This is a genomic window from Legionella sp. D16C41 (genome assembly GCF_048541585.1).
In the GTDB taxonomy this organism is placed as follows: Bacteria; Pseudomonadota; Gammaproteobacteria; order Legionellales; family Legionellaceae; genus Legionella_C.
Genome location: NZ_CP183303.1, coordinates 2,967,767 through 2,992,774, shown reverse-complemented (window position 1 = coordinate 2,992,774; position 25,008 = coordinate 2,967,767). Strand labels below are relative to the sequence as shown.

The following is a 25,008-nucleotide window of genomic DNA, read 5'->3' as shown; positions in this document are numbered from 1 at the left end:
TTGCTGTGTTGCAAGGGTTTCTCCGGTGCTCATTTACGCCATGTAAACTCCGCTCCTCAAAACCCTTGCGCCTTGCACTCACGCAAAATAAATAGGTTATGCAAGAGGTCTATTGATTATTATTTTAATTTACAAAATACAGGTCCGTTATCTAATTGAAGTTCATTTCCGCCGGAATCAGTCATAAATTGCCCTTTAAATTCTGTATTATTGTTGCCTGCTTGGGCTGAAATAAAGATTCGCGGTCGTGTTTTTTCTTCTTGATCCATGGCTACCACCAGTAAATTTCCTTCCCGCATCACGAAAACTGCTGTATCTACAGGATACGGAAAATCTATCTTAGGCAAGTTTCCTGTTTTATGGGGAATAGGTAATATAAGGTTGTCTTTTAATCCTTTCAGCGTGCAAACCATCATTTTTTGTGCAGCAAAAGCAGTTGTAATTTGCAATAAAGAGAAAATTATAAACAAGCATTGTTTCATAAAAAATCCTTATTCTAAGCAAACATTTATTGCTACGATAAATACCAAGTAAAGGTCTTAAGTCAGTTCTAGTAAATTAATTTAACAGAAATCAGTTTTTTACAATATAGGTGTTTCTATCAAAAAATGTTGGCAGCACTGCATTTTATTGGTTTGACAGGTTGTTGTTCAATTACTCGTGCAAGTGGATAGTCATTTACTTTCCAAATACCGCTAAAATTCTTGTTATCATTATTACTATATATCCGATCGGGCTTTCCTGTTTCACCACCATTATGTTGTTCATAGCCATGATATAAATGAAGCGTTTGTATAAAGCTATTTTTGTCTATCATTGAAAATCGTTTAATTTGGTTTCTATCTATACCTTTTTGTAAATCTTCAAATCTATAGCCATGATATTCACTACAATAAGAATCAAGAACGATAAGACTAGATTTGTCTGGGGGATTCCATAATACGATAGCATGATCATGTGGTGAATTAAGCTCACTTAAAACACCATTAGAATCAACTTTAGCTCGTTGTACTTGTACATAAGCCCATTTGACATCAAAACCAACATGTTTTAATGCGAGTGCAAATAATAAATTAGTTGCGCGACAATCCGCAGTTTTTGCTATAAGATATTCACTAAGAGGTGCTGCTTTGTCTTCAATTCCTGAGAAAAATGTACAGTGTTGTTGCTGTAATGCGTATTTCTGATTGATTTTTTCGCGAGTTGGATTTTTATAATCACGTCCCATAAAATTTTTATCCGTTGGAAATAAATTTAAAGTCTGTGATACCAGCAATTGTATTTTACTAATTACAGCAAGATCAGAAGTATTTTCTTCTCGAATTGCTTCACATATGTTTAAAAAATTTTTTATAACTGTTGAATTGCTATCTATTCGACAACTTGGGAATCCAATTTGGCTAATAGGAACATATTTAGTGCTACCTTCAACAATAGTATTAGAAAGAGGCAAAATGGCAGCCTCCCACACATTATTTTTTTTTAAAGATTGTTGACTATATTCAGTTATTGTCGTAGGTAACGCCATATTAATAACCCTATTAATTTATAAATAAATAGTCGTTTAGTATAATATGTAATCATTAAGGATTTATTAAGCTCACAAACGGTCAGTTTAAAACTAAAGTACTGCAGATTATTTATTTCCATAGAACGATAGTAAATTAGGCAATTTATGTAGATTTGTACCTGAAGCATACGTGGAGTGCGTTATTCGTTGAAATAAAGCATTAAGTAGCAGCTATGAGAGAAATTTTAGCAAACGCCCATCTATCATTAGAAAGCAGCTATCAGATTTTAAGCTTATTGCTGCCTGTAAGTTTATTAATGAAGTCAGCTCCCATGAGCTGAGAAGGGGTCTTGTAACCACTTTCTTCGGGATGTTCTAGTAAATGTAAAACAACTGCTAAGCTACCTTCGACGGTAAGCGCATAGCCATTGGCTGTAGTAATGGTTGCAGTTTTGCTCTCACCTTTAGCATTTTTTACTTCGCCCCAAACATAGGTAACCCCATTTAATGCTTCAGCATTAGGACCTTGCTGTTGGGCGGCTTTCTTTTTTAAAAAATTTTGTATAGGCTTTAATCCTAATAGCCAGCGTAGATAATTAACTCTTTTTAACATAGAAACTCTTTTTGCAGGCATTGGGATATACACTTCAATGTTAGGAATACCAGTTGTGTAATAAGCTGTACTTATATCGCCCCAGGGAATAGTCGTTGCGAGCTTTTCACCACGACCGAAATTAATTCTGCGGGTTTTCCAAGCTAAAGGTAACGTTTTTATTTTTCCATCAATACGAACTTTTCCGCCTTGTGCTAAACCTTCTACAGCCGTTTTTGCCGTTCCAGGTGATAAACTTGAGTTACTATCAAATCCTAATACTAAATAATGTGCATCTGGCAAGGCTTTCTTTAATTGCGCCGCCAAACAATCAGTTGGGATAACATCGAATCCCACACCTGGGCAGAGTATAATATTGGCAGCTTTTGCTAATAAATTTTGTTGATAAGCATATTCAAAGACGGAGATTTCGCCTGTAATATCAAGATAGTGAGTACCTGTCTGAATACAGGCTTTAATCATAGGTTGGCTAGTAGCGGAAAAGGGACCTGCACAATTTAAAACTAATTGCATATTGTTAAGTTGCCTTTTGACTTCCTGCTCATCAAGCAAATCAAAAACCTCGCTAGGCAGGTTTAATTCTTTTGCTAAAGAATTAATTTTACTAGCGTTACGTCCAGCAATGACTGGATTAAGGCCACGTGCTTTCGCTTCTCTAGCTATTAATTCGCCAGTATAACCATTTGCACCATAAATCATCCAATTATTCATCGATTTATTCCCTAAATAGTCAACTACTCTTAGTGTATGCCCATTAGCTATAACATTATTTTGCTGGTAATTAAGCCTGATTTATAGGCAGCGTAAAATGAACAGCGGCACCTTGATTTTCAATATTTTCAAGCCAAATAATACCTTGATGAGCATCAATAATTTGTTTACAAATTGCTAGCCCTAAACCTAGGCCATGCTCGGCAACAATTTTTTTACCGCGATAAAATTTTTTAAAAAGCTTCTTTTTTTCATCTGGAGTAATACCTAGACCATAATCTATTACACTTACTGTAACATTTTCTTCATTTATTTGAACGGTAATCTGAATTTTTGAATTATAGGGAGAAAATTTAATCGCATTATCTAATAAATGAAGTAATACTTCTTGAATTAGCTTTTTGTCTAAGGAAATTAAAGGTAATTTATCAGGAAGATTTACTTCGATAGGTCTTTTCTCAAAATTTTTGGTAGCTATTGGAATAACATTATTAATAAGTTGTTTTAAGGAGGCTGGCTCTTTTTTAAGCTTTATCGCTTCAGCTTCTAACTGGATAACTTGATAAAGGTTATTATTTAGCCGATTAAGCTTGTTGATCTCATAATCAATATTATCTGCAATAAGTTTATCTTTTACCTCTTTTATATTTTTTAATTCATAAATTGTCTGGATTACTCGTTTTAAAGGAAAACACAAATCATGAAAAATAGAGGCTAATAACGTCGTTCGAGCCCGGTCTGTTTCTATTTCTAATTCTTGTTTTATTGTTCTTTCTGATACTCTTTTTACTTCTAGTGCTAAAGCAAATTGATTGATACAAGCTTCTAGAAATGTTTTTTGTTCGGGGGCGAATAATTGCTCGGGTTTTATACGTATCACACCTTGAATTTGTGATGAGCCTATTAAAGGTAAATAAAGTGCATCAGCCGACGCTAGGGTATCGGTATCTAGTCCTGCAGGTAGCTGCATATCAAAAACCCATTGAGCAATACTAAATTCTTTGTTATTTAAACTTAAATTAGGAGGAAAACTAGTTCTAATTTCTAGCTTTTTATCTTTACTATTGGAAAGCAGAACAATGATTTGACTATTAAAAATCTGTGCTATTTGCTTAACGCCAATCGCTAATATGTTATCAAGTCCATGTGCTGTAGTTAGTTTTTTACTGAAAGTATACAAAGCTGTTGTTCGATGCTGTAGAAACCTGGCTGACTCTGCTTGGCGACGAATTAAAATAGTTAAATGACTGATAATGTATGCAATTACAAGCATCATTATCAAAGTACTAATATTTTCAATATCAGCCACTGTTAAACTATAGACAGGCGAAATAAAGAAAAAATTATAAGCAAGGACACTTAAAACAGACGCTAAAATGGAAGGTCCTATTCTGCCGTTAAGTGCTATTAACGTCACACCAAGTAAATAAAACATAATTAGATTATTTGAACCGATAAATTTATAAAGAAAGACGTTTAATAGAGTAATGCAGCTAACAAGACCAATACTAATACCATAGCCTTTCCAAGGTGTTGGTTGTGCTTGCCGTTTTTTAGGCAAAATTTCCTTAGAAGGCTTTTTGGTCATGATATAAACATCAATTTTTTCACTGTAACGAACAATTTCATCAGCTAAGTTTCGACGAAACCAATCGCGCCAACGTCTAACTATGTGTTTCCAAATCATAATTTGGGTAACATTTTGCTCATGAGCAAACTCGATAATTTCTTTAACAATATCAAAACCACTTAAAACATGAGTTTCAGCACCCAGGCGCTCTGCTAATCTTAAATTTTGAATTGCTCTTCGGCGTGCATCTTCTACAGATTGATTGGGTGTATCGATATATACTGCAAGCCATTCTGCTTGTAAGTTGGAAGCTAGGCGCTTGGCGGTACGAATAAGCTCTAGCGTTTCAGGTTTTGGCCCAACGCAAACGAGTATTTTATCTTTTACCGGCCAGATTTCTTTAATCCCTTCACCTTGTCGATACCATAATACTTCAGCACCAACGTGCTCTGCAGTTACGCGAAGTGCTAATTCCCGTAAAGCAATTAAATTACCCAGTCGAAAGAAACTCTCTTGCGCTAACTCAGCTTGTTTAGGAAAGTAGATTTTTCCTTCTTGTAGACGAATAAGTAAATCTTCAGGCGGTAAATCAATAAGCTCAATAAAAGTTGCTTGCTCAATCATCGAATCAGGAACCGTTTCATGAATAGACGCTTTAATAATTTGAGCGACATCATCTTTTAAGCTTTCAATATGTTGCACATTCAAAGTAGTATAAACATCGATTCCGCGGTCAAGTAGTTCTTTAATATCCTGCCACCGTTTATCATGTCTTAAACCAGGTATATTAGTATGGGCCATTTCATCAACTAAAATTAAGCCTGGATGACGCTGTAAGGCTTTATCGAGATCAAATTCTTGGTAATCTTTTTCACGATAAGGGACAGTTTGTCTGGGTAAAATTTCAAATTTTTTTAATAGTTTTTCAATTTCTTTGCGGCCATGGGATTCTACAATTCCAACAAGAACATCAAGGCCCTGGCTACGCTTTTCAAGTGCATCATGCAACATTTCATAGGTCTTACCGACCCCAGGCGCGGCTCCCAAATATATTTTGAGTTTACCCGTACTTTCTTTGCGCTCTTTTTCAATAGCGTGTTGCAGTAATTTATCAGGGCTTAAGCGTTGCTTGACCATGAGTATCTCTTAAGTTATCTAAAGCGAGGTTTAATTCCAAAACATTAACACGTGTTTCTCCTAAAAATCCTAAAGTAGGGTATTGAATGTGTTGCTTTATTAAATTTTGTATCGTTTCTAGCGGAAGGTTGCGAGCTTTGGCAATACGAGCCGCTTGAAAATAGGCTGCATGGGGGCTAATATCGGGGTCAAGTCCACTTCCTGATGCAGTTACTAGATCCACCGGTATCAATGGGCCACTTTGTGTCTGTGTGACAAAATTAATACGTTCTCTTACTTGTGCTAGAAAATGTGGATTAGTAGGTCCTAGATTTGACCCGCTGGAAGCTGCCCCATTATAAGGATAAGGCATTGTTGCCGAGGGTCGACCCCAGAAGTAAGTAGGATGTGAAAAAAATTGTCCAATTAAGTGTGAGCCAATCAAAGTATCATTTTGCTTAATTAAACTGCCATTAGCTTTTACTGGAAAAAGTAGTTGGGCAACTGCTGTAACTACAAGAGGATAAATTAAACCAGTTAAAATCAAAAATATTAAAAGGAATATAGAGGCTATTTTTAATTGCGCTGCGACTTCTTTTAACATAATAAGTCCTTTTAAATGAATTAAACTAATCCTAAGCCAAATAGGATTAAATCAATTAGCTTAATACCGATAAAGGGCACAATTAAGCCACCTAAACCATAAATAAATACATTACTACGTAGTAATTTTGCAGCTTCTGCATGACGGTATTTAACACCACGTAAAGCCAGAGGAATTAAGAAAATAATAATAATTGCATTAAAGATAACAGCCGATAAAATAGCACTAGCAGGCGTCGCTAAGTGCATCACATTTAAGCTATTTAATACCGGGTAGGTGCTAGTAAAGGCAGCTGGAAGAATAGCAAAATATTTGGCGATATCATTGGCTATACTAAAGGTAGTTAAAGAGCCTCGTGTCATTAAGAGTTGTTTGCCAATTTCAACTACTTCAATTAATTTGGTAGGATTTGAATCTAAATCAATTAGGTTTCCTGCTTCTTTTGCAGCTTGTGTGCCCGTATTCATAGCAACAGCAACATCGGCTTGTGCTAAAGCTGGAGCATCATTGGTTCCATCACCGGTCATTGCAACTAAATGACCTTGGGTTTGCAATTTGCGAATTAATTTTAATTTATCTTCAGGTTTGGCATTGGCTAAAAAGTCATCAATGCCAGCTTCTGCAGCAATTGCTGCAGCGGTTAGGGGATTATCACCGGTTACCATAATGGTTTTAATACCCATTCGCCTAAGTTCTGCAAATCGCTCTCGAATGCCGCCTTTCACAATGTCTTTGAGGTAAATAACGCCTAATACCTTTTTCTCCTCTGCAACAACGAGTGCTGTACCACCTTTACGAGAGATTTGTTCTACGTGATGTTGAATATCTTCAGGAAAATGGCCGCCAATTTCATTAATATATTCCTCAATTGCTTGTGCAGCCCCTTTTCTAATTTGCCGACCCGGTAAATTAGCGCCACTCATGCGAGTTTCTGCGGTGAAAGGGATAAATGTTGCGCCTAATTTATGAATATTACGTTCTCTAAGACCATATTTTTCTTTTGCTAAAATGACGATACTTCGACCTTCAGGAGTTTCATCAGCTAGTGAGGCCAGTTGCGCTGCATCTGCTAAGGTTTGAGCTGAAATACCTGCTGCGGGTATAAATTCAATAGCTTCTCGATTACCTAAAGTAATGGTCCCTGTTTTATCTAATAGCAGAACATCAACATCGCCTGCAGCTTCTACAGCATGTCCTGACATGGCAATGACATTAGCTTGAATCATTCTATCCATGCCAGCAATACCAATCGCTGAAAGTAAACCTCCGATGGTAGTTGGTGCAAGGCATACAAATAAGGCCACTAGTACGGTAATTGTAATAACTTTGCCTAATCCTGCACTGGTAACGCTATAAATTGAAAAAGGAAGAAGGGTGGCACACACTAACAAAAAAATAATAGTAAGCCCTGCTAATAAAATAGTAAGGGCCAGTTCATTAGGTGTTTTTTGCCTCTTTGCGCCTTCTACTAAGGAAATCATTTTATCTAAGAAAGTTTCCCCAGGATTAGAAGTGATACGAATGATCAACCAATCAGAAAGAATTTGAGTGCCACCCGTAACAGCACTTCTATCGCCGCCACTTTCACGAATAACAGGTGCACTTTCACCAGTAATAGCACTTTCATTGACTGATGCAATCCCTTCAATGACTTCTCCATCACTTGGGATAAAGTCTCCTGCTTCAACTAAAACAATATCGTTACTTCGCAAAAGAGCAGATTGGACTAAAGTAAATGAAGAATCTCTAGAGGGTTTTGCTAATTTTTTAGCTTGAATTTCACGTCTCGCCTTTTTTAAAGCTTGTGCTTGTGCCTTACCGCGTCCTTCCGCCATACTCTCAGCGAAATTGGCAAAAAGTAAGGTAAACCAAAGCCAACAGGTAATGGCTAGAATAAATCCAGCTGGTGCTTCGCCCTCGCCAACTAAAGCTCTAATAAAAAGAGCAGTTGTCATTAAAGAGCCAACATACACGGTAAACATGACGGGATTTTTTATTTGGTGTTTTGGCGTTAATTTTAAAAAAGAGTTACCTATAGCAATTTTAATAACCTTAGTGTCCCAGAGCGAAGACTGATGTGATTTAGTGCCCATATTGTCCCCAAAGATTTAGGTGCTCAACGATAGGCCCTAAGGCTAGGGCTGGGAGAAACGATAAAGCACCGACTAAAATAGTTATGCCAATAAGAAGCAGAATAAAAATAGGGGTGTGGGTGGCTAATGTGCCTGCATTTTGGGGAAGAATTTTTTTGCGTGCCAAGGAGCCTGCAATAGCAATGACCGGAATTGCTATCCAATAGCGCGACATAAGCATAACAAAGCCACCTAAAAGATTATAAAATGATATATTGCTATTAAGTCCTGCAAAGGCACTGCCATTGTTATTGCCCATGGAGGTAAATGCATAAAGAATCTCACTAAAACCATGCATTTTAGGATTACCGATAGCGCTTACACCTGCTGGTGTAACGCAGGCTATAGCTGTAGAAATAAGTACAAGCATCGGCATAACTAAGACTGCGATAGAGGCCATCTTCATTTCAAAAGGTTCTATTTTTTTACCTAAATATTCAGGTGTTCGGCCCACCATGAGACCGGCTACAAAAACGGCAATAATAACTAACATTAACATGCCGTATAAACCGGAACCTACCCCGCCAAAAACAACTTCACCTAACTGCATCATCCATAAAGGCGCAAGCCCCCCTAAGGGAGTATAAGAGTCATGCATTGAGTTGACTGAGCCGCTAGAGCTAGCTGTGGTAGCGACAGCCCAAAGAGCTGAATTTATTATACCAAAGCGAGTTTCTTTGCCTTCCATATTGCCACCAGGATAGGCAAAAGGAATTGCCGTTGGGTTGACACCCATAGCCGTTAGGGCGGGATTTCCTTTATGTTCTGCAACAACGCCTAAGGCAATAAAGGGAATAATAAGAAGGTACATAGCAGTAAGAATAGCCCATCCTTGTCGTGTATCTTTCACTATAACGCCGAAAGTATAACAAAGTGCAGCAGGAATAAGTAAAATGGCTAACATTTCTAAAAAATTAGTTAAGGGTGTTGGATTTTCAAAAGGATGTGCGGAGTTAGTGTTGAAAAAGCCGCCACCATTTGTCCCTAGCTGCTTAATAGCAATTTGAGAGGCAACTGGCCCCATGGGAATAATTTGCTCGGTGATTAAGTTAGGAGCTGCTGTTGTATTATTGAGTGGCTGCGCATAATTTAAGGGCTGTAAAAGTTTAACTTTTTCATTAGGTTTAAAAGTTTGAATTACGCCCTGTGAAACTAAAATTAAAGCAAAAATAAACGATAGTGGTAGCAGAATATAAAGTGTTCCACGTGTAGTATCTACCCAAAAATTACCAAGACTTGTATTTTCACGTTGCGAAATACCACGACTAAAAGCAATTAATAAAGACATTCCAGTTGCTGCAGAAAGAAAATTTTGGGTGGTAAGTGCTAATATTTGAGTTAAATAACTCATAGTAGTTTCACCACTATAAGATTGCCAATTAGTATTGGTGGTAAAACTTACAGCCGTGTTAAAAGCAAGTTCTGGCGAAATAGCCGTCAAATGTTGTGGGTTTAAAGGAAGATAGGCTTGTAAGCGTTGAATAATATAGACAGCTATTAAACCAATAAAATTAAAAACAAGCATAGACAATAAATAACGTTGCCAGTCCATACTTTGACTAGTATTAATCCGACAGAGGCGATATAAAATCGATTCAATAGGGCGCCCAAGTCGATTAATCCACAGTGATTTGCCTTCATAAATGTTTGCCATATATAGCCCTAAGGGCTTAACAAGAAGCAAAAGCATAAAAAGATAAAAAAGGATTTGGTATAAACCAATTTCGGTGATCATAGAGTCCTTTCCATGAATATAGCGGCACCCACTAAGCTTTATACTAAGTTGCAAGCTCATTAGCTTAAGTCATGTACGTCTATGTACATACTATAGCTTTACGCACTTCTGCTTTGTTTAAAACTTAGTGAATGACACTCTACGAATTAAAAGATTTCTGGTTTAAATAAAACAACCAATAAATAAATAAGTAACATAAAGGTAATTATTCCACAAATGAAATAAGTAATCATTTCTGTCCCCAGGATAAAGAAGCAAAGAATTTTATTAGGCCTAGGCATAGTGCAAAAAAAAGGATTATTGCAATCACAATAACGCCATCCATAGCATTTTCCTTACGTACTAGAAATTTTTTATTGTTTTTTACTATTAGTGTAACTGTTCTAATTCATAGTAACTAACTTAGTATAAAGTATTTAGTGTAGAAAAGTTAACTCTTCTTACATTGCCAATCTGAGGCTTTTTGTAAATAGTGAATTTCACCATCTGGATCAAGCTTTTTCTTTTTAACGGCCTCCTCAATCGTGTAATCGCTGTATAGATCACGATGTTTTCTTAATATTTCTCTTTCTGGTGTACAATTTCCTGTGGAACACCCAGGTTTTGGTTTAGAAACATTAAAGAAGCTATACTCTTTGTGATAATCAATTTTGTCTGAAGAAAAAGACGCTCTAACTTTGACCTCATAGCCATAATCAAGCGCTTCAACATTTTTTATTGACCCATCAGGCCGTCTACTCACATCTATAATGCGGGGATCCCAAGCATCGACCTCCCAGAGTGAGGGATGTTTTTCATCAGCCAATTGAATAAAGATTTCTACATAAACATGATCGACTTTTTTAGAGCGGATAATACTCATTTTTGCTATAGCATTGTCATTGTTATTGTTATTGTTATTGTTACTATTATTGAAATTGTTAATTTCTTTGCCGATTTCTACTAAAAGGTAGTCAGCTAATTCATTGCAATTACCTAAACCTATATGCTCAATAGCATCATGTAAAAAGACTGGATCTTTATTACCTTTTAATGCAGGTCGAGCTTTAGCGTAAAAATAATCATTTTCTTTAATTTCCCAATGAAATTTTTGATAACCACTTTTTTGATTATTAATAGTAATTTTACTTCTAGTATTAAAAATGGCTTGGGTACATATCTTTACAAATTGTTTGCGCGTTAGATCAGGCATGATAATAAAATTAATTTTCAAAACTTTATTATAACTGTTCAATATTAGGACAATATTAAGGATTTATATAAATTTAGTTTAAGGATTGTGCTAAATAAAAAAGCTAAAATAGTTAAAAACTCTTTTTCTAGACCTGCGCCTGGGGCCTTATCCACGAGCTTCAGTGATTTAACTGGCGCGCTCAATCCCGCGCGAGACGTAGGAAGTAAAAAGGATAGTTTTATTGTTTGTCCGTTATAAAAAGCTTAAAGTAATAGGGCTCGCTATCTTAGGGATTTATAATCTTGTTAGAAAAGTTTGAAGATTCTAGGGGAGCCTTTAATGGTTTAAAAAATAAAATTCTAGGTTTGTCGCCAAATTTTTTAAATTCTTGAGGCTCTTGGTGTTTAAGTGTTTTTTGTAAAATTTTTTTTGAGCCTTCGTTTAGTGGATGAACAGTGGCAACAATTTCTTTTATGTTATTTTGCAACGTTTGCTTAGTTTCTGCATTAAAATGCTTAATATATTTTTTCCCTAAAATAGCGATTTCTGTGCCATAGCCTTTACCACCAAATTGTTTATCAATTATGTAGCCAATTTCAGCGGCATTACGATGTCCAGTACCAATATGAGCAAAGTCATCTAGTGCTTGACTAACTGATAAACTGCCTAAAAAAGTTTTCGTTTGTTTATCATATACAGCAAAAACACCAAAAGTCTCTTTTCTGTTCCAGCAGGCTATTGCACTTAATACAAATTCTTCTACTGCTTTTTCGCTCCAAACATTACCTTCACCAAATAATTTAGTATTTTCTAGACTACCTAAAAGAAGCTTATATTGGGTAATTAAATAGGACTGATTGCCTTGATTAAGTGATTTAAGTTCCAAACGCTCTGAGGAAATAGTTACTCCATTGTTATTAATATTAATAGTAACAGGCCCTATCCTTTTTGACTGATAAGTAGCGATGGTCATGATTTTTTATTCTTTAGTCCATAGAATTATAGTTATAACATAACTTATGATTTATTTAAGCTTGATTTAAAAATGTTTTTTACGGTGCTCAAAGACTATATTCCTAAGCCAGCGGAGTTATTTTGACTTAATCTAGGGTTTAAGGTTTCTTCTAAGAAGGCAATATCTTGAACTTTTTCGCTACCTTCAGGTAGAAGAGCTTGAACTAGGACAATTTTATCAGCAGGCACAAAGACTGCTTCTAATTGCCTATAAGTACAACCACCTTCAGCAACTACTTCGCCCGAAATTGCACTAGATTTGCAATCTAGGTTAACTTTTTCCACTTTAAAAGCGAAAACAATGGGAAAAGGTTGAACTATCAACTGTTGTTTATCTTCACTCAGAGAGTCAAAATCAGCAATTTGATTTTTTAAATTTTGAATTTGTAATTCTAACTGTTGTATGGATTCTATGAATTGTTCATATTGTTTTTCTGAAATTGAACTTTCTGCTTGGTTTGTTTCGTTTAAATGACTAAGATTTGCTTCTAATTTAGCTAGCTTATTTTGAGCTCCGACTTTGGTCCACGGGGCTTCTACCATTTTTTTGGACCAATTTAAGGCATTTACAGCTCTTGCAAAATCACACCCTGAAATAGCATTTCGATTGATAGAATTTTTTGAAAAAACGTTTCCTAATTCACCAGCATATATTGCAAAGCCCTTTAACATTAATTCGCGGGTAGGCAGTAATAGTCGCTTTTCACCACGCTCATATAATTCAGCTAAATAAATTAAGCTACAAGATGTTGAACCAGTGAAAAAATTAACTTTTGGATATTGTTTACGTAACAGTGGGTTCTCGCCACGGGGCGCAAGTGTACTTAGATCTATGAATAATTTACCACGCATAATTCTCTATTTTTAAAGCAGTTTGTATATATTATAATTAATTTGGGCGCCTTATGCTGATTTTGCTCAAAAAAGGGCGATATTACCTCAATCAATTATTTTCAATTATTAGATAGATTTTTATTATGTCATTCTCATGCCAGTGGGAAGCTATTGTTATCTAGGCAGCGTGCGAGTAATAAGATGAATCTCTGCCTACGCCGAGATGATAGAATGCTTAAGTTAAGTTGACAGGGTTATTTGAGCGTTTACACTTAGTTCATAAGTTTAGAGACCGCTGCCATGATTAATAAAGAAAAATGGGATAATTTGAAAATTTGGATGGAGAAACTAGCTATTTATGATAGCGAGCTTACAGAAAAATTTATTATAGGCAGCGGCAGGGGCGGTCAAAATCTACATAAAACGGCTTCAACAGTTTACTTAAAGCATCTCTCTTCAGGTATTGAAATAAAGTGTCAAGAAACACGAAGTCGTGAAGATAATCGTTATTTTGCTAGAGTCAGGCTTTGTGAAAAATTAGCTGCAGTCTTGTCTGAAGAAAAATCAAAAAAGCAACAAGCAATTGAAAAAATAAAACGGCAAAAAAAACGACGCTCAAGACGATTAAAGCAAAAAATAATGGACGATAAATCTAAACAAAGCCAATTAAAAGATCGCCGAAAAAAACCTACAGTTTATGAATGAAAATCTTTTCATAAAGCAATACAGTTAAGATTAATTATAAATGCGTCATAAAAGGGTTTAGTAAGCGCTTAAATTTTTTAGCAAGCTTAATTCATCCTTCATACTAAAAATAGGATAAACCAGATGAACTTTAAAAATTATTTTCTAGTAGGTGGTGCAGGTTTTATTGGCTCTCATTTTATTGACACATTACTAAGTATGGATACAACTAATAAAGTAACAATTTACGATAATTTTTCTTCTGGCAAAGTGTGGCATTATCAACAGCACAATAAAGATGCCCGTTTCATAGTTATTAAAGGTGATGTTAAAGAAACAAGTAAACTTAATGAAGCCATAAAAGGACATGACGTTGTTATGCATTTTGCCGCTAATCCTGATATTGCCCGGGCTATTTCACAGCCAAGTATTGACTTCACGGAAGGAACTTATCTTACCTATCAGATTTTAGAAGCAGCTCGCTTAGCTCAAATTAAGCGAATTATTTATACTTCAGGTAGCGGTGTTTATGGAGAGGTTGATATAGAAAGCACAGAAGATCAAGCTGGTATGTACCCTATTTCAACCTATGGAGCTAGTAAGCTTGCAAGTGAAGCGTTTATTTGTAGTTATTGCCACATGTTTGATTTAACTGCGTGCGTTTTTCGTTTTGCAAATGTTGTCGGGCCTCGTCAAACTCATGGTGTAGGGTATGATTTTATAAACAAATTAAATGCTGATCCGACTACACTTGAGATTTTAGGAGATGGTTTACAAAGCAAATCTTATATTCATATTCACGATGTAATTTCTGCCGTTTTATTGGTTCATAGTCAGATGACACAAAAATATGAAGTATATAATGTAGCTACAGGCGATTATATTAGTGTCCGTGACATCGCTAACATTATCATAGAGTGTATGAATATAGAAAAACCAGTCGATTTCAAATTTACTGGAGGTGATAGAGGTTGGAAAGGTGATGTACCAACAGTACGTTTAAATACTAACAAAATTCAATCTATAGGCTGGCGTTGCAAACAAAATTCTGCGGAGGCTATCCGCTCATCAGCCTTAGCAATGATTAGGAACTTACAAGAGAAATTACGGTAAGGGACTCCAATAAGCTAAGCCAAAACTAAATCCTACATAGATACTAATGACTCCTGTAATGATAAAAATAATTCTTACAAATTTAAAATATATTGAATGAGAAGCATAATCTTCGTATAACCAAAGGGTAATAATAGCAAGAAAAATCCAATAAGGGATAAAATCTACTTGATATCGTTGAATAGCAAAGGGAAGGAGAAGCAAAAATAAAGCGTTAATGAGGGGGACAAAAAAAGTAAAAGATAAGAACCACAATAAAGGAGTTTCCTGACTTTTTTCTCTAAAGTAGATTAACAGTAATTTAGGTAAAGCAAAAACTAAAAGAATAAATGGCGTGGTAATTAATACGCCGGCAATGGCTTCAAGATAATAATCATTATCAATATGATACCAACAGTTATGCCAAATCAACCTTATATAAGGAAAAAGATCAACTATTTTAAACGGTTGCAGAAAATAAAAATAAAAACTATAAACAAGATTGCGGGGAATTTTACTTAGATCAACTAATTCCCCATGTAAGGCCTGTATATTATTACAAGACAGTTGCCAAAAATGACCGAAGTCCCAAATAGAGCCGAAGCGCAGATAATTATACAATGCTAACATAAAGCCAACTGCAATAGCTGGAATAAATAAAGCTGTAATAAGAGTAAGAACTGGCTTATTAGCATGCTTTAATAAATAAAGTAAAAGCGCGCATAAAAGAAAAAAACAGATGATAACAAAATGCGGTCGTCCGGCTACACAAAGTGATAAACACAAACTAAATAAGACAATATCTTTTGTTTTGTTCTGGTGGGTTATTTTATAAAGAAAAAATAAAGCAAGGCTCATAAAACAAAATGCAGAGGCAATTGCTATTTCATAAACAAGAGGCCTGGATAATAAAAACGGTGCCCCGTTGGTAAACCCAAGTAAGGCACCCATGAAACCTAATTGCAGTTCTGAAATATGAGAAAAATATTGTTCTTTTATCTTCATAACTAGAAAAAAGTTAACCATAAATCCTATGGCTAAAAAGAAAAAAGCAGCTAGATCATCTGAAGGGTAAAAGCCTGTTAATAATTTAAACGGCAAATGAAATATTATAATTGGAAGTGGCCCAAAATAAATATAGTATTTACTGTTATACAACGATGCATCAGGCAGCCTAAGCTTATAATTTTTTATAGAATCATAAGGATCAGGCAAATGAAGTAATTCTTGAGAGGGTTGTACTAATAAATCTAGGTGTCCTGAAAGAAAACTTTGAGCTAAATATTGATATAAAGTATGAGGTACAGAATCAACGGAAAGATGAAAGGTTGGATAAAAAGCATATACTAAAAGTATATATATGATTAATGCCCCACGACAAAATAATTTGTCTGCCATTTAACCTATCTCGCTTAAGCTAACTTGATTCATGAAAGTACGACCTTTGTTCCTTCAAAATCAAAACTAAATCGTACTTCTTCTAGGCCTGCCTGTCGCATTACTTGGCGTAATTTATTACGATCATTAGCATAAAACATTAAAAAACCACCACCACCGGCGCCAACAAGTTTACCGCCAACTGCGCCATTTTTTACTCCTAATTCATACCATTTATCAATCTGAGTATCACTCATATTGTTTGAGCGTTGTTTTTTATACTCCCAATGCTCGTTCATAAGCTCCCCAAAACGCCTACCATCACCTTGTTCTAAAGCTTCTTTAATACGATAACCTAATTGCTTAATAAAATGTAAATTGGTTAACATCTTATCGTCTTTTTTCTGCGTCTTATCATTTTGATTTTTTAGGATATTACCGGCGTTTCTTGAATAGCCGGTAAAAAATAATAAGAGATTATCTTCCAAATCAAAAAGCATATCTTGTGAGATGTTTAATGAGGTTGCTGTTACTTTGTCATTTTTATGAAAGTTAAAACAAGTTAAGCCACCAAAAGCCGCTATATACTGGTCTTGTTTTCCTATTGGCTCATCTAACTGTTCTATTTCTATATGACAAGCTAGCTCTGCTAATTCTTGCGGGTATATTAATTTGTGATTATGCGCATATAAAGCTGCTAGTAGGGCTGTTGTAAAGCTGCCAGAGGAGCCTAAACCAGTACCAGCAGGAATATCAGCAAGAGAGGTCAGCTCAATTTGATTAGTATATAAATTGGGTAAACGTAAAATTTCTCGAAAAATTTTATGCCTTATCTCCTCAACAGAATGAACATATTCTAATTCAGAATATTTAAGGTAAATTCCTTTGCTAAAAGGTTTAAGGACAGTCACATAAACATATTTATTGATTGCTGCAGCAATTAAAAACCCTTCATGCTCTCGATAATAAGATGGCAAATCTGTTCCACCACCACCAAGCGTAATTCGCAGTGGACTACGTGCAATAATCATAAACGTCCCTAATGAGATAACTTTATTCTAGCTGCTATAGCATCCATATAAAATTTTTTCACCGTATCTAATGAGTAATCATCCAAGCTATAACCAATTAAGTGCAGTTTTTTTAGTATATCTTGGGAGACTGTAATAACATGGCAGCCAATTTTATCAGCCTGAAAGATATTAAATAGTTCACGAGTGCTCGCCCAAATTAATTCTGTTTGCGGATTAGTTTTAATGATTTTTAATGCTTCTATCATGACAGGAAGCGGATCTTGTCCTGTATCAGCAATACGTCCAGCAAAGACAGAAATATAACTAGGTACTTCAGGTGAAAGAGCTGGAATAATATGGCGTACTTGTTCTAAAGTCATAATGGCAGTGACATTTACTTTAATTTGTTGTGCTGTCAATTTTTTAATTAAGGCATAACTGGTTTCACGACGGGTATTTATGATTGGGATTTTTACATAAACATTTTTTCCCCACGAAGAAATTGTTAACGCTTGTTGCTCCATCTCATTAAAATCATCTGCAATGACTTCAAAAGAAATAGGTCTATTCGGAATAAAGGTAAGAATTTCTTCTGCAAAGGCTTGATAATCTACTATTCCTTCTTGACGCATAAGAGTTGGATTAGTTGTCCATCCTTTTATATAAGGTTGCTTATATAACTCTAAAAAATTGGCCTTATCAGTTCCATCAGAAAATATTTTTACTTTCAGCTTTTCAATTTTTTCATTCATTATTTGTGCTCACAAAGAGTTCCTTTCTAAGTAAACAACTTATGTTTAGGTTTTAGCTGTTAATTTTGGATGTGATGCTATTAAATGCCAAAGAATCGCTTGAAACGCTTCGGCATGCGGTGTTATTGTTTGCTCATTTACAGTTGGAATAACAATGCATACATTAGCTATTTGAGCCGTATAACCTCCATTTCTTCCAACAATCCCAACTATTTTAGCTTCTATTGATTTTGCATATTGTAGAGCGACTACAATATTTGGGCTAATATTTTTGGTTAAATCCCCGCCTCCTACTGAAAATACAAACAGCATATCTTTGTCAGATAGCTTACTAATTTTTAACCACTCAACAAAAGTTGTTTCCCAGCCACTATCGTTTATCCTTGCAGTGAGCTCTGCAATATTATCCGTAGGTGTATAAGCTTCAATTCCAACAATTTTCCGGAAATCATTTACAGCATGAGAACAATTGGCCGCACTGCCTCCAACACCAAGAAAGAATAATCGTCCTGCCGATTTTTTAAGGTTAACAAGCAAATCAACTATTTGCTCAATTGGATTAATATCTAGCTGATTAATAATGTTTATTACTTCATTTAAATATTGTTCGGTATAGACCATCTTCTTCTTCCGTAAAGATACTTTTCCACTTCATCCAATGAAAGTCTGATAAGATAAAGTCTAGTGAAACTATATAATTTTAATGTAAGTTTTTTTTTAAGTAATTGCAAAAAAATTTATAGCTATTAGGGATTAAATTTATTATAAATCAAATTATAAAATCATAAAGTTAAACCCAGTTTTACTGTCGAGTGCATTCTAACCTTGATGATTCGCTTTAATGTCCACCAAATAGTACCCCAAGTATTTAATTTACTGTACCCAATCCTTTCTTGATAGTCGATAAAGATAGTATGAACTTTATAACCAGATATAATGGGTTTTAAAAGAAGCTCAACAGGTAGGGCCTCGCCTTTAGCGTCAAATTGTAAATTATCTAACATTGTTTTACGGTATGCACGCATGCCGCTATGAAGATCAGTAAACCGCTGAAAAAATAGCAAGCTTGCAAACCAAGCAAACGTTAGATTACCTAAGTAATTAAGCCAGGGCATAGCTTGTGGCTTTTTTTGCAATCGTGATGTATTTACTAAATCATAACCTTCGTTAAGAATAAGTGCAGCAAGTTCAGGAATTTTCTGGGCAGGATAAGTATTATCACAGTCTAAAGTAATAATAACTTGGCGATTTGCCTCGCGTAATGCACGTTCCATAGCTGGGCCATAACCACACGCGGGAAATTGACGAATGACTGTGGCACCACATGCTTTAGCAATCGATGGTGTTTCATCTTGGCTCGAATCAACAATAATAATTTCAGCTTCTGGTACGATTTTTTTAATATCTTGAATAACTCCTGCCACAGCTTTTTCTTCATTTTTAGTGATCATGGCAACAGTAATATATTTTCCGATAGGATCAGTGTTAGCATTCATTGAGTTTTTCTCCGCTATCTTGCTAGCTACTAGAATAATACAAAAAATTAATGATGAACTTTTTTCGTTGCTTCTTTCAAATGAGGATAAGTACTTTTATAAATTTAAAATAAAAGTTATATCTACTGTAAATCAGCCCTAGTTAATTTATTTAAAGCATTTTTTAAATACAGAGATTTTATTTGTAGATAATCTCTCTTATCATTATTTAAGCACGCAGCAAGTTTAAGGGCGCTTTCCACTGCCATATCAACATTAATATATTCAAAATAACTAAAACGGCCTAGTAAGTATATCCCATGAGAAGCAAACCACGACCGTACTTTACTAGCATGTTCTTCATAACCTACATCATAGACTACGTAAGCATGTGGTATCCGATCGATTTTAGCAAAGACTATAGTATCGTCATCGGGTAGCAAGTTACGCTTTTGTAATCCCCGCTTTACGTGAGTTACAATTTCTGCATCTGACTTATTCCAAAGTGTTGAGTCTTTAGTGCAGGTAATTTCTGCTTGCAAACTCCAGTGCCCTTTCGGCCCATTAGCAGAAGAAAAAGTACAAGGATAGCTTATGCGATTGACCCAAAATTCAGCTTCTGGAAAATAAACCGCCGTATATTGATTTGGATCAATACCTTCTACAGCAAAAGAAATGACAAACATTGGGTTAATAATTAACTTTTCTACTGCAAATTTAATATCATCAGGTATGGCAATAGTTACCTTTGTAATTAATTCATCTATTGGCATTGTGCTGATGACTTGTTCATATTCTCTCACATGGCCTTGACTATCATGTAATTTGATTTTGCCATTTATAAATTCAATTTTATCGACAGTAAATTGATAAGTAACAGGTAAGTCTTTTTTCCAAGCCTCACAAATTGCCTGGTAACCGCCAACTTTAGGATAAGAATAATAAAGTTGATGCAAATAGCCTTCTGTTTTATAGCCCAAAGAAGATTTCAATATATCTTCAGGAGGTGGCGTTGGAATGCGATCTGCCATAGACATGGAAAGTTTTTCTACTGGAATATTCCATATCTTTTCATTATAGGGAAACAAATAGCGCGAGCAAATTCCCTCCCCAAAGGTTTTTAAAAACCACTCGCGCATATTGTTTGGATTGGCATATTTTTCTTTATAAGGATTAAAAATAAAATGACGGATGCAGTCATAATTATCTTCTAAAGGCAGTGAGCCTAAGTCATTTTCAAAAGGGTATTTGAGTAATCGATCTTTGTATGAAATTTTATTATTGCGGCGACATTGGGCTATATTATCTCCTAGGGTGGCAATAATAAAATTTAAAATATCCTGATCGCGAGAAAATAAAATATGTGGGCCATAGTCAAAAGTAAATCCGTCAATAAAAAATGAGGAAGCATGTCCGCCAACATGACTTTTACTTTCTAAAATATCAGGCGTATTTTTTAAAAAAAGGCTAACAGCTAAACCTGATGGGCCAGCACCAATGACAGCAAGATGAGAAGTAGTGGTTGTGCGATTATCATTATTTATTATAGATTGAGCCATCCAAAAATCCTACTTCCCTGAATAAATATAGGAATTTTAATTGATATCATTATATTTATTATTCTGCAAACACTATCAAAAACTAGTGTTAAATAAAGTAAGGAATTTTCTATGAGCTTGCCGGTTGCCCTTTTAGTTGGAGGACTTGCGACGCGCTTGCTGCCATTAACCAAAAAAACGCCCAAATCGTTGGTAAAGGTAGCAGGCGAATACTTTATTAATTATCAGCTTCGTTATTTACGTCAACAAGGCATATCAGAAGTTGTGCTTTGTTTAGGCCATTTAGGAGAACAGATTGAAGCGGTGGTAGGAGATGGTTCAACTTACGAGTTAACTGTACACTACTCTTGGGACGGAGAGGCCCCTCTTGGTACTGGAGGTGCAATAAAGCAAGCTTTACCCTATTTAGGCGAGACATTTTTTATCCTCTATGGTGATTCTTATCTACCTATTGACTTTGCAGAGGTCGAGCGAGCTTTTTTTAAAAGCAATAGACCTGCTCTCATGACTGTTTTTAAAAACATGAATCAAGGAGATAAAAGTAATGTCTTATTCAATGAGAATACCGTTATTGAGTATAATAAAAATCAGCCTTTGCCTGAGATGAATTATATCGATTATGGCTTAAGTATTTTGTCAGCATCACTTTTAAATTCTTTACCTAAAGGCAAAGCATTTGATTTAGCAGATTTATTTCATGAGCTTTCACTTCGTGGTGAATTAGCAGGTCATGAGGTATTTGAACCGTTTTATGAAATAGGCTCTATAACTGGATTAAATGAAACAGCAAAATACCTTAAAAATTCTTTAAAACTCAATTAAGTAACTTCACAAGCTTATTAGAAATTTTACATTTTTTAGTAAATATAAAAGAAATTAAGTTGCTCACTTAATTAAATTTACAACTATTTTAAAAGTAATTAATGCTCAAAATATTATTTAATTTAGCTTATTAATTTATATTATTAATCCGAGTAAATGAATTTTTTTATGTAATTCCTATGGGCAGAATTCCTTTCTCTTTCTAGCAAGAAAATTCTAAATTTAAGCAAAAAAGTTAAACAAAATGAAATGAATTAAGTTGACTGCCATGTCTTCCTAATGCACACTGTGGCTCTAATTAGATTTAACAAGGAGAATAAAAATGCGATCTAAATACACACGAGGTGAGTTTACTAAAAATATTAAAATGCCTGATTTAAAGAGACTAGGAAATCTTAAAATTGATAAAGATTTTAAAGCTGAACGCGTTATTGTTCCTAGCTTTAATTTTTTTACTGATAAAGTTCGTTCATTTACTACTACTGTTAATGCTAATTCATTTTTTGTACCTTATAAGGGTCCTAGGGATGTTGCAAAAGCAGTTGCTGCACCTTTTTATGCCCCGTTTGTGTGGGGAGTCCTTAGTGTTGCCGCTGCTGCTGTGACTATAGCAAGTGCAATTGCAAGTTTAGGATTTTTATTGATGTCTGGTGGTGCGGCTATTGCCCGTAAGAAAGAAGCTTCTGCTGATTATTTATCTCGCTCAACTCAACTTGCTATTGTAGCCGGGGCTTCTATTATAACAACTATAGGATTAGCAGCTATGACTGCTATTTCAGGCCCAGAAAATTTAGTAAAATTAGCTACGCGTACTGGTAAAACTATTAAGGATGCTATTGCTGCACCCAAAGAAGAAGAGCCAACCATTGCTTTTGCTCCTATCTAAAAACTACATTAGTTATAACTAGATTGCGTGATGTAGCAATCTAGTTATATACGAGTAGCTTTCATAAAATATGCTACAGAACATCTTCTAATAATAATTGTTTAAAATTGCTAATGGTTTTATCAGCTTTTAGAAGTTTAGTATGTTTATAACTGGTAAGTAAACCGATAACGCGCATTCCAGCTTCTTTAGCGGCTTGAATACCATGAGGGGTGTCCTCAATAACTAGGCAGTGTTCCGGTTTAATATTAATTCGTTCTGCTGTTAATAGATAACCTTCAGGGGAAGGTTTCCCTTGACTAACGTTTTCTGTAGTAACAATTGTATCGAAATAAGTACTTAATTTACCTTCGGCTATTTTAGTTAAAGCTGATTCTATTTCATTTCTAGTAGAGCCACTACAAATAGCTAATTTCTTAACTTTGGTTGCTATACTCATTAAAAAATTTTGAAAGCCCTCTATTACTGGTAGAGTTTGTGCTTGAGTAATAATATCAATATAAACTTTAGACTTCTTATGAGCTAGCAGTTTAATTTCATCTTTAGATATTGGATAATTCATACGCTGCATTAATTTTGGAAACATCTCTTTATCTGCAAGGCCAAGGTATTGCTCTTGATATTCTTTATAACTTAAAGTTAAATTAAGAGGTTTTAATACTTGGCAACAAGCTTCATAATGAAGTGGCTCACTATCAAGGACAACGCCATCAAAATCAAAAATAATTGCCTCTATCATCTTAAGTTACCTCAATAATTGGTCTTTTCAAAAAACAGCTCATTATCAGGTTGCATCCTAACATAGGATAATGGCTAGGTGTATTTTTTTAAAACTATTGACTCTCACGTGGCGTGATAGTTTAAAATTTGCATTAAGGGGGTGATTATATGAAATATTATCAGATTAAAGACATTAGCCAAATGACATCCCTAAGTATACGCACCCTACAATACTATGATGAAATTGGCTTATTGCAGCCTGCAAAACGGTCTGCTTCAGGCTATCGCCTTTATTCTGAAAATAATCTGTTAATTTTACAGCAAATTATTACCTTAAAATACTTAGGATTTTCTTTAACTGAGATAAAAAAATTTATCGATAATCCAAAGTTTGATTTAACGGGTTCTCTTAAAATGCAAGCCCAAGAATTAGGAGAAAAAGCCGCTAAACTTAAGGAAGCTGCATCATTACTAACCTATATTGCCAGTCAAGTAGAAATGAAAAGGTCTATAAACTGGCAAAGTACCGCAAAAATTATTGAAATATTGGAGTTAAAAATGAGTGATGAAGTTCTTAAACAATACCAAGCGATTAGCACAGAATCGGAGCTAGGTAAAAAGTCAGATTATGATCTAACTTACAATCCTGATAGACTTTATCCCATTCCAAGAGCTGGCAAAAGGCAAGAAATTGGCCTTGATCCTAACCGTCTACCTTTTTTTGGTTTTGACTGTTGGAACCATTATGAAGTTTCTTGGCTTAATGCCAAAGGCAAGCCTATGGTTGGCATAGCTGCAATTATTTATGATTGTCACTCACCAAAATTGATTGAATCTAAATCATTAAAACTTTACTTTAATTCGTTTAATAATACCAAAATTGAAACAAAAACAGCCTTAGAAAATATAGTAAAAAAAGATCTAGCGGCACAGGTTGGTGCAGATGTTTTAGTTAATATCTATTCTTTAGAGGAGGCAAGACAGTTTCAAGTTATTGAAACATTTGGGGGAGAGTCCTTGGATAACCTTGATATTGAATGCTCTGTTTATCAAGTTAAGCCTTCTTTTTTATCAATAGTTGAAGAAGAAGGAATAGTAGAGGAGACTCTTTATTCTAATTTATTAAAATCCAATTGTTTAGTTACCAATCAACCTGATTGGGGTAGTGTACAAATTGCCTATACGGGTAAAAAAATTAATCGTGAAGGCTTATTAAGATATTTAGTTTCTTTTAGAAATCATAATGAATTTCATGAGCAATGTATTGAACGAATTTTCGTTGATATTATGACCTACTGTAAACCCGAAAAGTTGACTGTTTACGGCCGTTACACACGACGGGGTGGTCTAGATATTAATCCTTATCGGTCAACAGAAAAACCATCAATTGAGCAAAAAAATAAAAGACTTATTCGGCAATAACTAATTAGAATTAATTATTATTAACAATAACTCCACATTAAAATGATTGCTGTACTGCAAAGGGTTTCGCCGGTGCTCATTTACGCCATGTAAACTCCGCTGCTTAAAACCCTTGCACCTTACACTCACGCAAAATAAATACGTTATGCAAGAGGTCTATTGGTTTTGGCAAAGAAGGGCTCTACTTCACTAA

At 35.0% G+C, this 25,008-nt stretch carries 23 protein-coding genes and 1 pseudogene; 6 read left to right on the top strand and 18 right to left on the bottom strand.

The window, feature by feature from the left end; genetic code table 11:
- Window positions 1-119 precede the first annotated feature (119 nt).
- The 11 genes from ACNVED_RS12970 to ACNVED_RS12920 all read right to left on the bottom strand — a co-directional run bounded on the left by ACNVED_RS12970 (window position 120) and on the right by ACNVED_RS12920 (window position 13,031).
- Window positions 120-482: a hypothetical protein gene (locus ACNVED_RS12970; RefSeq protein WP_419419411.1), complete on the bottom strand. Its 363-nt coding sequence runs from the start codon at window positions 480-482 to the stop codon at window positions 120-122.
- A 119-nt stretch (window positions 483-601) separates the two neighbouring features.
- A complete protein-coding gene (locus ACNVED_RS12965; RefSeq protein ID WP_419419410.1) occupies window positions 602-1,528 on the bottom strand; it encodes a hypothetical protein in 927 nt (308 codons plus the stop codon).
- 262 nt (window positions 1,529-1,790) lie between these two features.
- On the bottom strand, window positions 1,791-2,834 hold the full coding sequence (locus tag ACNVED_RS12960; protein ID WP_419419409.1) for a saccharopine dehydrogenase family protein: 1,044 nt from the start codon (window positions 2,832-2,834) through the stop codon (window positions 1,791-1,793).
- Window positions 2,835-2,904: 70 nt separating this feature from the next.
- On the bottom strand, window positions 2,905-5,541 hold the full coding sequence (locus ACNVED_RS12955; RefSeq protein WP_419419408.1) for a DUF4118 domain-containing protein: 2,637 nt from the start codon (window positions 5,539-5,541) through the stop codon (window positions 2,905-2,907).
- A complete protein-coding gene (gene kdpC, locus ACNVED_RS12950) occupies window positions 5,516-6,124 on the bottom strand; it encodes a potassium-transporting ATPase subunit KdpC (RefSeq protein ID WP_419419407.1) in 609 nt (202 codons plus the stop codon). Before kdpC ends, ACNVED_RS12955 begins: the two co-directional genes overlap by 26 nt.
- 20 nt (window positions 6,125-6,144) lie before the next feature.
- A complete protein-coding gene (kdpB, locus tag ACNVED_RS12945) occupies window positions 6,145-8,217 on the bottom strand; it encodes a potassium-transporting ATPase subunit KdpB (protein WP_419419406.1) in 2,073 nt (690 codons plus the stop codon).
- Window positions 8,207-9,991 carry a potassium-transporting ATPase subunit KdpA gene (kdpA, locus tag ACNVED_RS12940; protein ID WP_419419405.1) on the bottom strand — a complete coding sequence of 595 codons (1,785 nt, stop codon included), beginning with the start codon at window positions 9,989-9,991 and terminating at the stop codon, window positions 8,207-8,209. Before kdpA ends, kdpB begins: the two co-directional genes overlap by 11 nt.
- Window positions 9,992-10,137: 146 nt before the next feature.
- Complete coding sequence (gene kdpF / locus ACNVED_RS12935; protein WP_419421196.1) at window positions 10,138-10,224, bottom strand: K(+)-transporting ATPase subunit F; 87 nt, start codon at window positions 10,222-10,224, stop codon at window positions 10,138-10,140.
- Window positions 10,225-10,421: 197 nt separating this feature from the next.
- Window positions 10,422-11,183: a hypothetical protein gene (locus tag ACNVED_RS12930; protein ID WP_419419404.1), complete on the bottom strand. Its 762-nt coding sequence runs from the start codon at window positions 11,181-11,183 to the stop codon at window positions 10,422-10,424.
- A 268-nt stretch (window positions 11,184-11,451) separates the two neighbouring features.
- Window positions 11,452-12,138, bottom strand: coding sequence for a GNAT family N-acetyltransferase (locus tag ACNVED_RS12925; RefSeq protein WP_419419403.1), 687 nt, complete (start codon window positions 12,136-12,138; stop codon window positions 11,452-11,454).
- 95 nt (window positions 12,139-12,233) lie between these two features.
- A complete protein-coding gene (locus ACNVED_RS12920) occupies window positions 12,234-13,031 on the bottom strand; it encodes a hypothetical protein (protein ID WP_419419402.1) in 798 nt (265 codons plus the stop codon).
- Window positions 13,032-13,313: 282 nt separating this feature from the next.
- Between ACNVED_RS12920 and ACNVED_RS12915 the strand changes: the two genes are divergently transcribed.
- On the top strand, window positions 13,314-13,718 hold the full coding sequence (locus ACNVED_RS12915; protein WP_419419401.1) for a peptide chain release factor family protein: 405 nt from the start codon (window positions 13,314-13,316) through the stop codon (window positions 13,716-13,718).
- 123 nt (window positions 13,719-13,841) lie between these two features.
- Window positions 13,842-14,810, top strand: a complete 969-nt coding sequence (locus tag ACNVED_RS12910) for an NAD-dependent epimerase/dehydratase family protein (protein WP_419419400.1) — start codon at window positions 13,842-13,844, stop codon at window positions 14,808-14,810.
- On the opposite strand, the gene ACNVED_RS12905 is transcribed toward ACNVED_RS12910, so the two are convergent.
- The 6 genes from ACNVED_RS12905 to ACNVED_RS12880 all read right to left on the bottom strand — a co-directional run bounded on the left by ACNVED_RS12905 (window position 14,802) and on the right by ACNVED_RS12880 (window position 20,965).
- Window positions 14,802-16,187: a hypothetical protein gene (locus ACNVED_RS12905; protein WP_419419399.1), complete on the bottom strand. Its 1,386-nt coding sequence runs from the start codon at window positions 16,185-16,187 to the stop codon at window positions 14,802-14,804. The genes ACNVED_RS12910 and ACNVED_RS12905 overlap by 9 nt on opposite strands.
- Window positions 16,188-16,216: 29 nt before the next feature.
- Window positions 16,217-17,197 carry a hypothetical protein gene (locus ACNVED_RS12900; RefSeq protein WP_419419398.1) on the bottom strand — a complete coding sequence of 327 codons (981 nt, stop codon included), beginning with the start codon at window positions 17,195-17,197 and terminating at the stop codon, window positions 16,217-16,219.
- A gap of 8 nt (window positions 17,198-17,205) precedes the next feature.
- The gene (locus tag ACNVED_RS12895; RefSeq protein ID WP_419419397.1) at window positions 17,206-17,931 is read right to left on the bottom strand and encodes a transaldolase; all 726 of its coding nucleotides are present in this window, start codon (window positions 17,929-17,931) and stop codon (window positions 17,206-17,208) included.
- A 45-nt stretch (window positions 17,932-17,976) separates the two neighbouring features.
- On the bottom strand, window positions 17,977-18,552 hold the full coding sequence (locus ACNVED_RS12890; protein WP_419419396.1) for an SIS domain-containing protein: 576 nt from the start codon (window positions 18,550-18,552) through the stop codon (window positions 17,977-17,979).
- A 161-nt stretch (window positions 18,553-18,713) separates the two neighbouring features.
- Window positions 18,714-19,427: a glycosyltransferase gene (locus tag ACNVED_RS12885; protein WP_419419395.1), complete on the bottom strand. Its 714-nt coding sequence runs from the start codon at window positions 19,425-19,427 to the stop codon at window positions 18,714-18,716.
- A gap of 122 nt (window positions 19,428-19,549) precedes the next feature.
- On the bottom strand, window positions 19,550-20,965 hold the full coding sequence (locus ACNVED_RS12880) for a protoporphyrinogen/coproporphyrinogen oxidase (RefSeq protein WP_419419394.1): 1,416 nt from the start codon (window positions 20,963-20,965) through the stop codon (window positions 19,550-19,552).
- Window positions 20,966-21,076: 111 nt separating this feature from the next.
- On the opposite strand from ACNVED_RS12880, the gene ACNVED_RS12875 reads away from it, so the two are divergent.
- Together ACNVED_RS12875 and ACNVED_RS12870 are read left to right on the top strand one after the other, a co-directional pair.
- Window positions 21,077-21,787 carry a nucleotidyltransferase family protein gene (locus ACNVED_RS12875; protein WP_419419393.1) on the top strand — a complete coding sequence of 237 codons (711 nt, stop codon included), beginning with the start codon at window positions 21,077-21,079 and terminating at the stop codon, window positions 21,785-21,787.
- Window positions 21,788-22,109: 322 nt separating this feature from the next.
- Window positions 22,110-22,673: a hypothetical protein gene (locus tag ACNVED_RS12870; RefSeq protein WP_419419392.1), complete on the top strand. Its 564-nt coding sequence runs from the start codon at window positions 22,110-22,112 to the stop codon at window positions 22,671-22,673.
- A 73-nt stretch (window positions 22,674-22,746) separates the two neighbouring features.
- Here the strand turns inward: ACNVED_RS12870 and ACNVED_RS12865 are convergent, their stop codons facing one another.
- Entirely contained in the window at window positions 22,747-23,412 is a 666-nt protein-coding gene (locus ACNVED_RS12865) for an HAD family hydrolase (RefSeq protein WP_419419391.1), read from the bottom strand.
- Window positions 23,413-23,561: 149 nt separating this feature from the next.
- On the opposite strand from ACNVED_RS12865, the pseudogene ACNVED_RS12860 reads away from it, so the two are divergent.
- Both ACNVED_RS12860 and queF read left to right on the top strand, forming a co-directional pair.
- A pseudogene (locus ACNVED_RS12860) lies at window positions 23,562-23,714 on the top strand (MerR family DNA-binding transcriptional regulator); the annotation flags it as partial.
- Between the two features lie 237 nt (window positions 23,715-23,951).
- A complete protein-coding gene (gene queF, locus ACNVED_RS12855) occupies window positions 23,952-24,815 on the top strand; it encodes an NADPH-dependent 7-cyano-7-deazaguanine reductase QueF (protein ID WP_419421195.1) in 864 nt (287 codons plus the stop codon).
- Window positions 24,816-25,008: the final 193 nt, after the last annotated feature.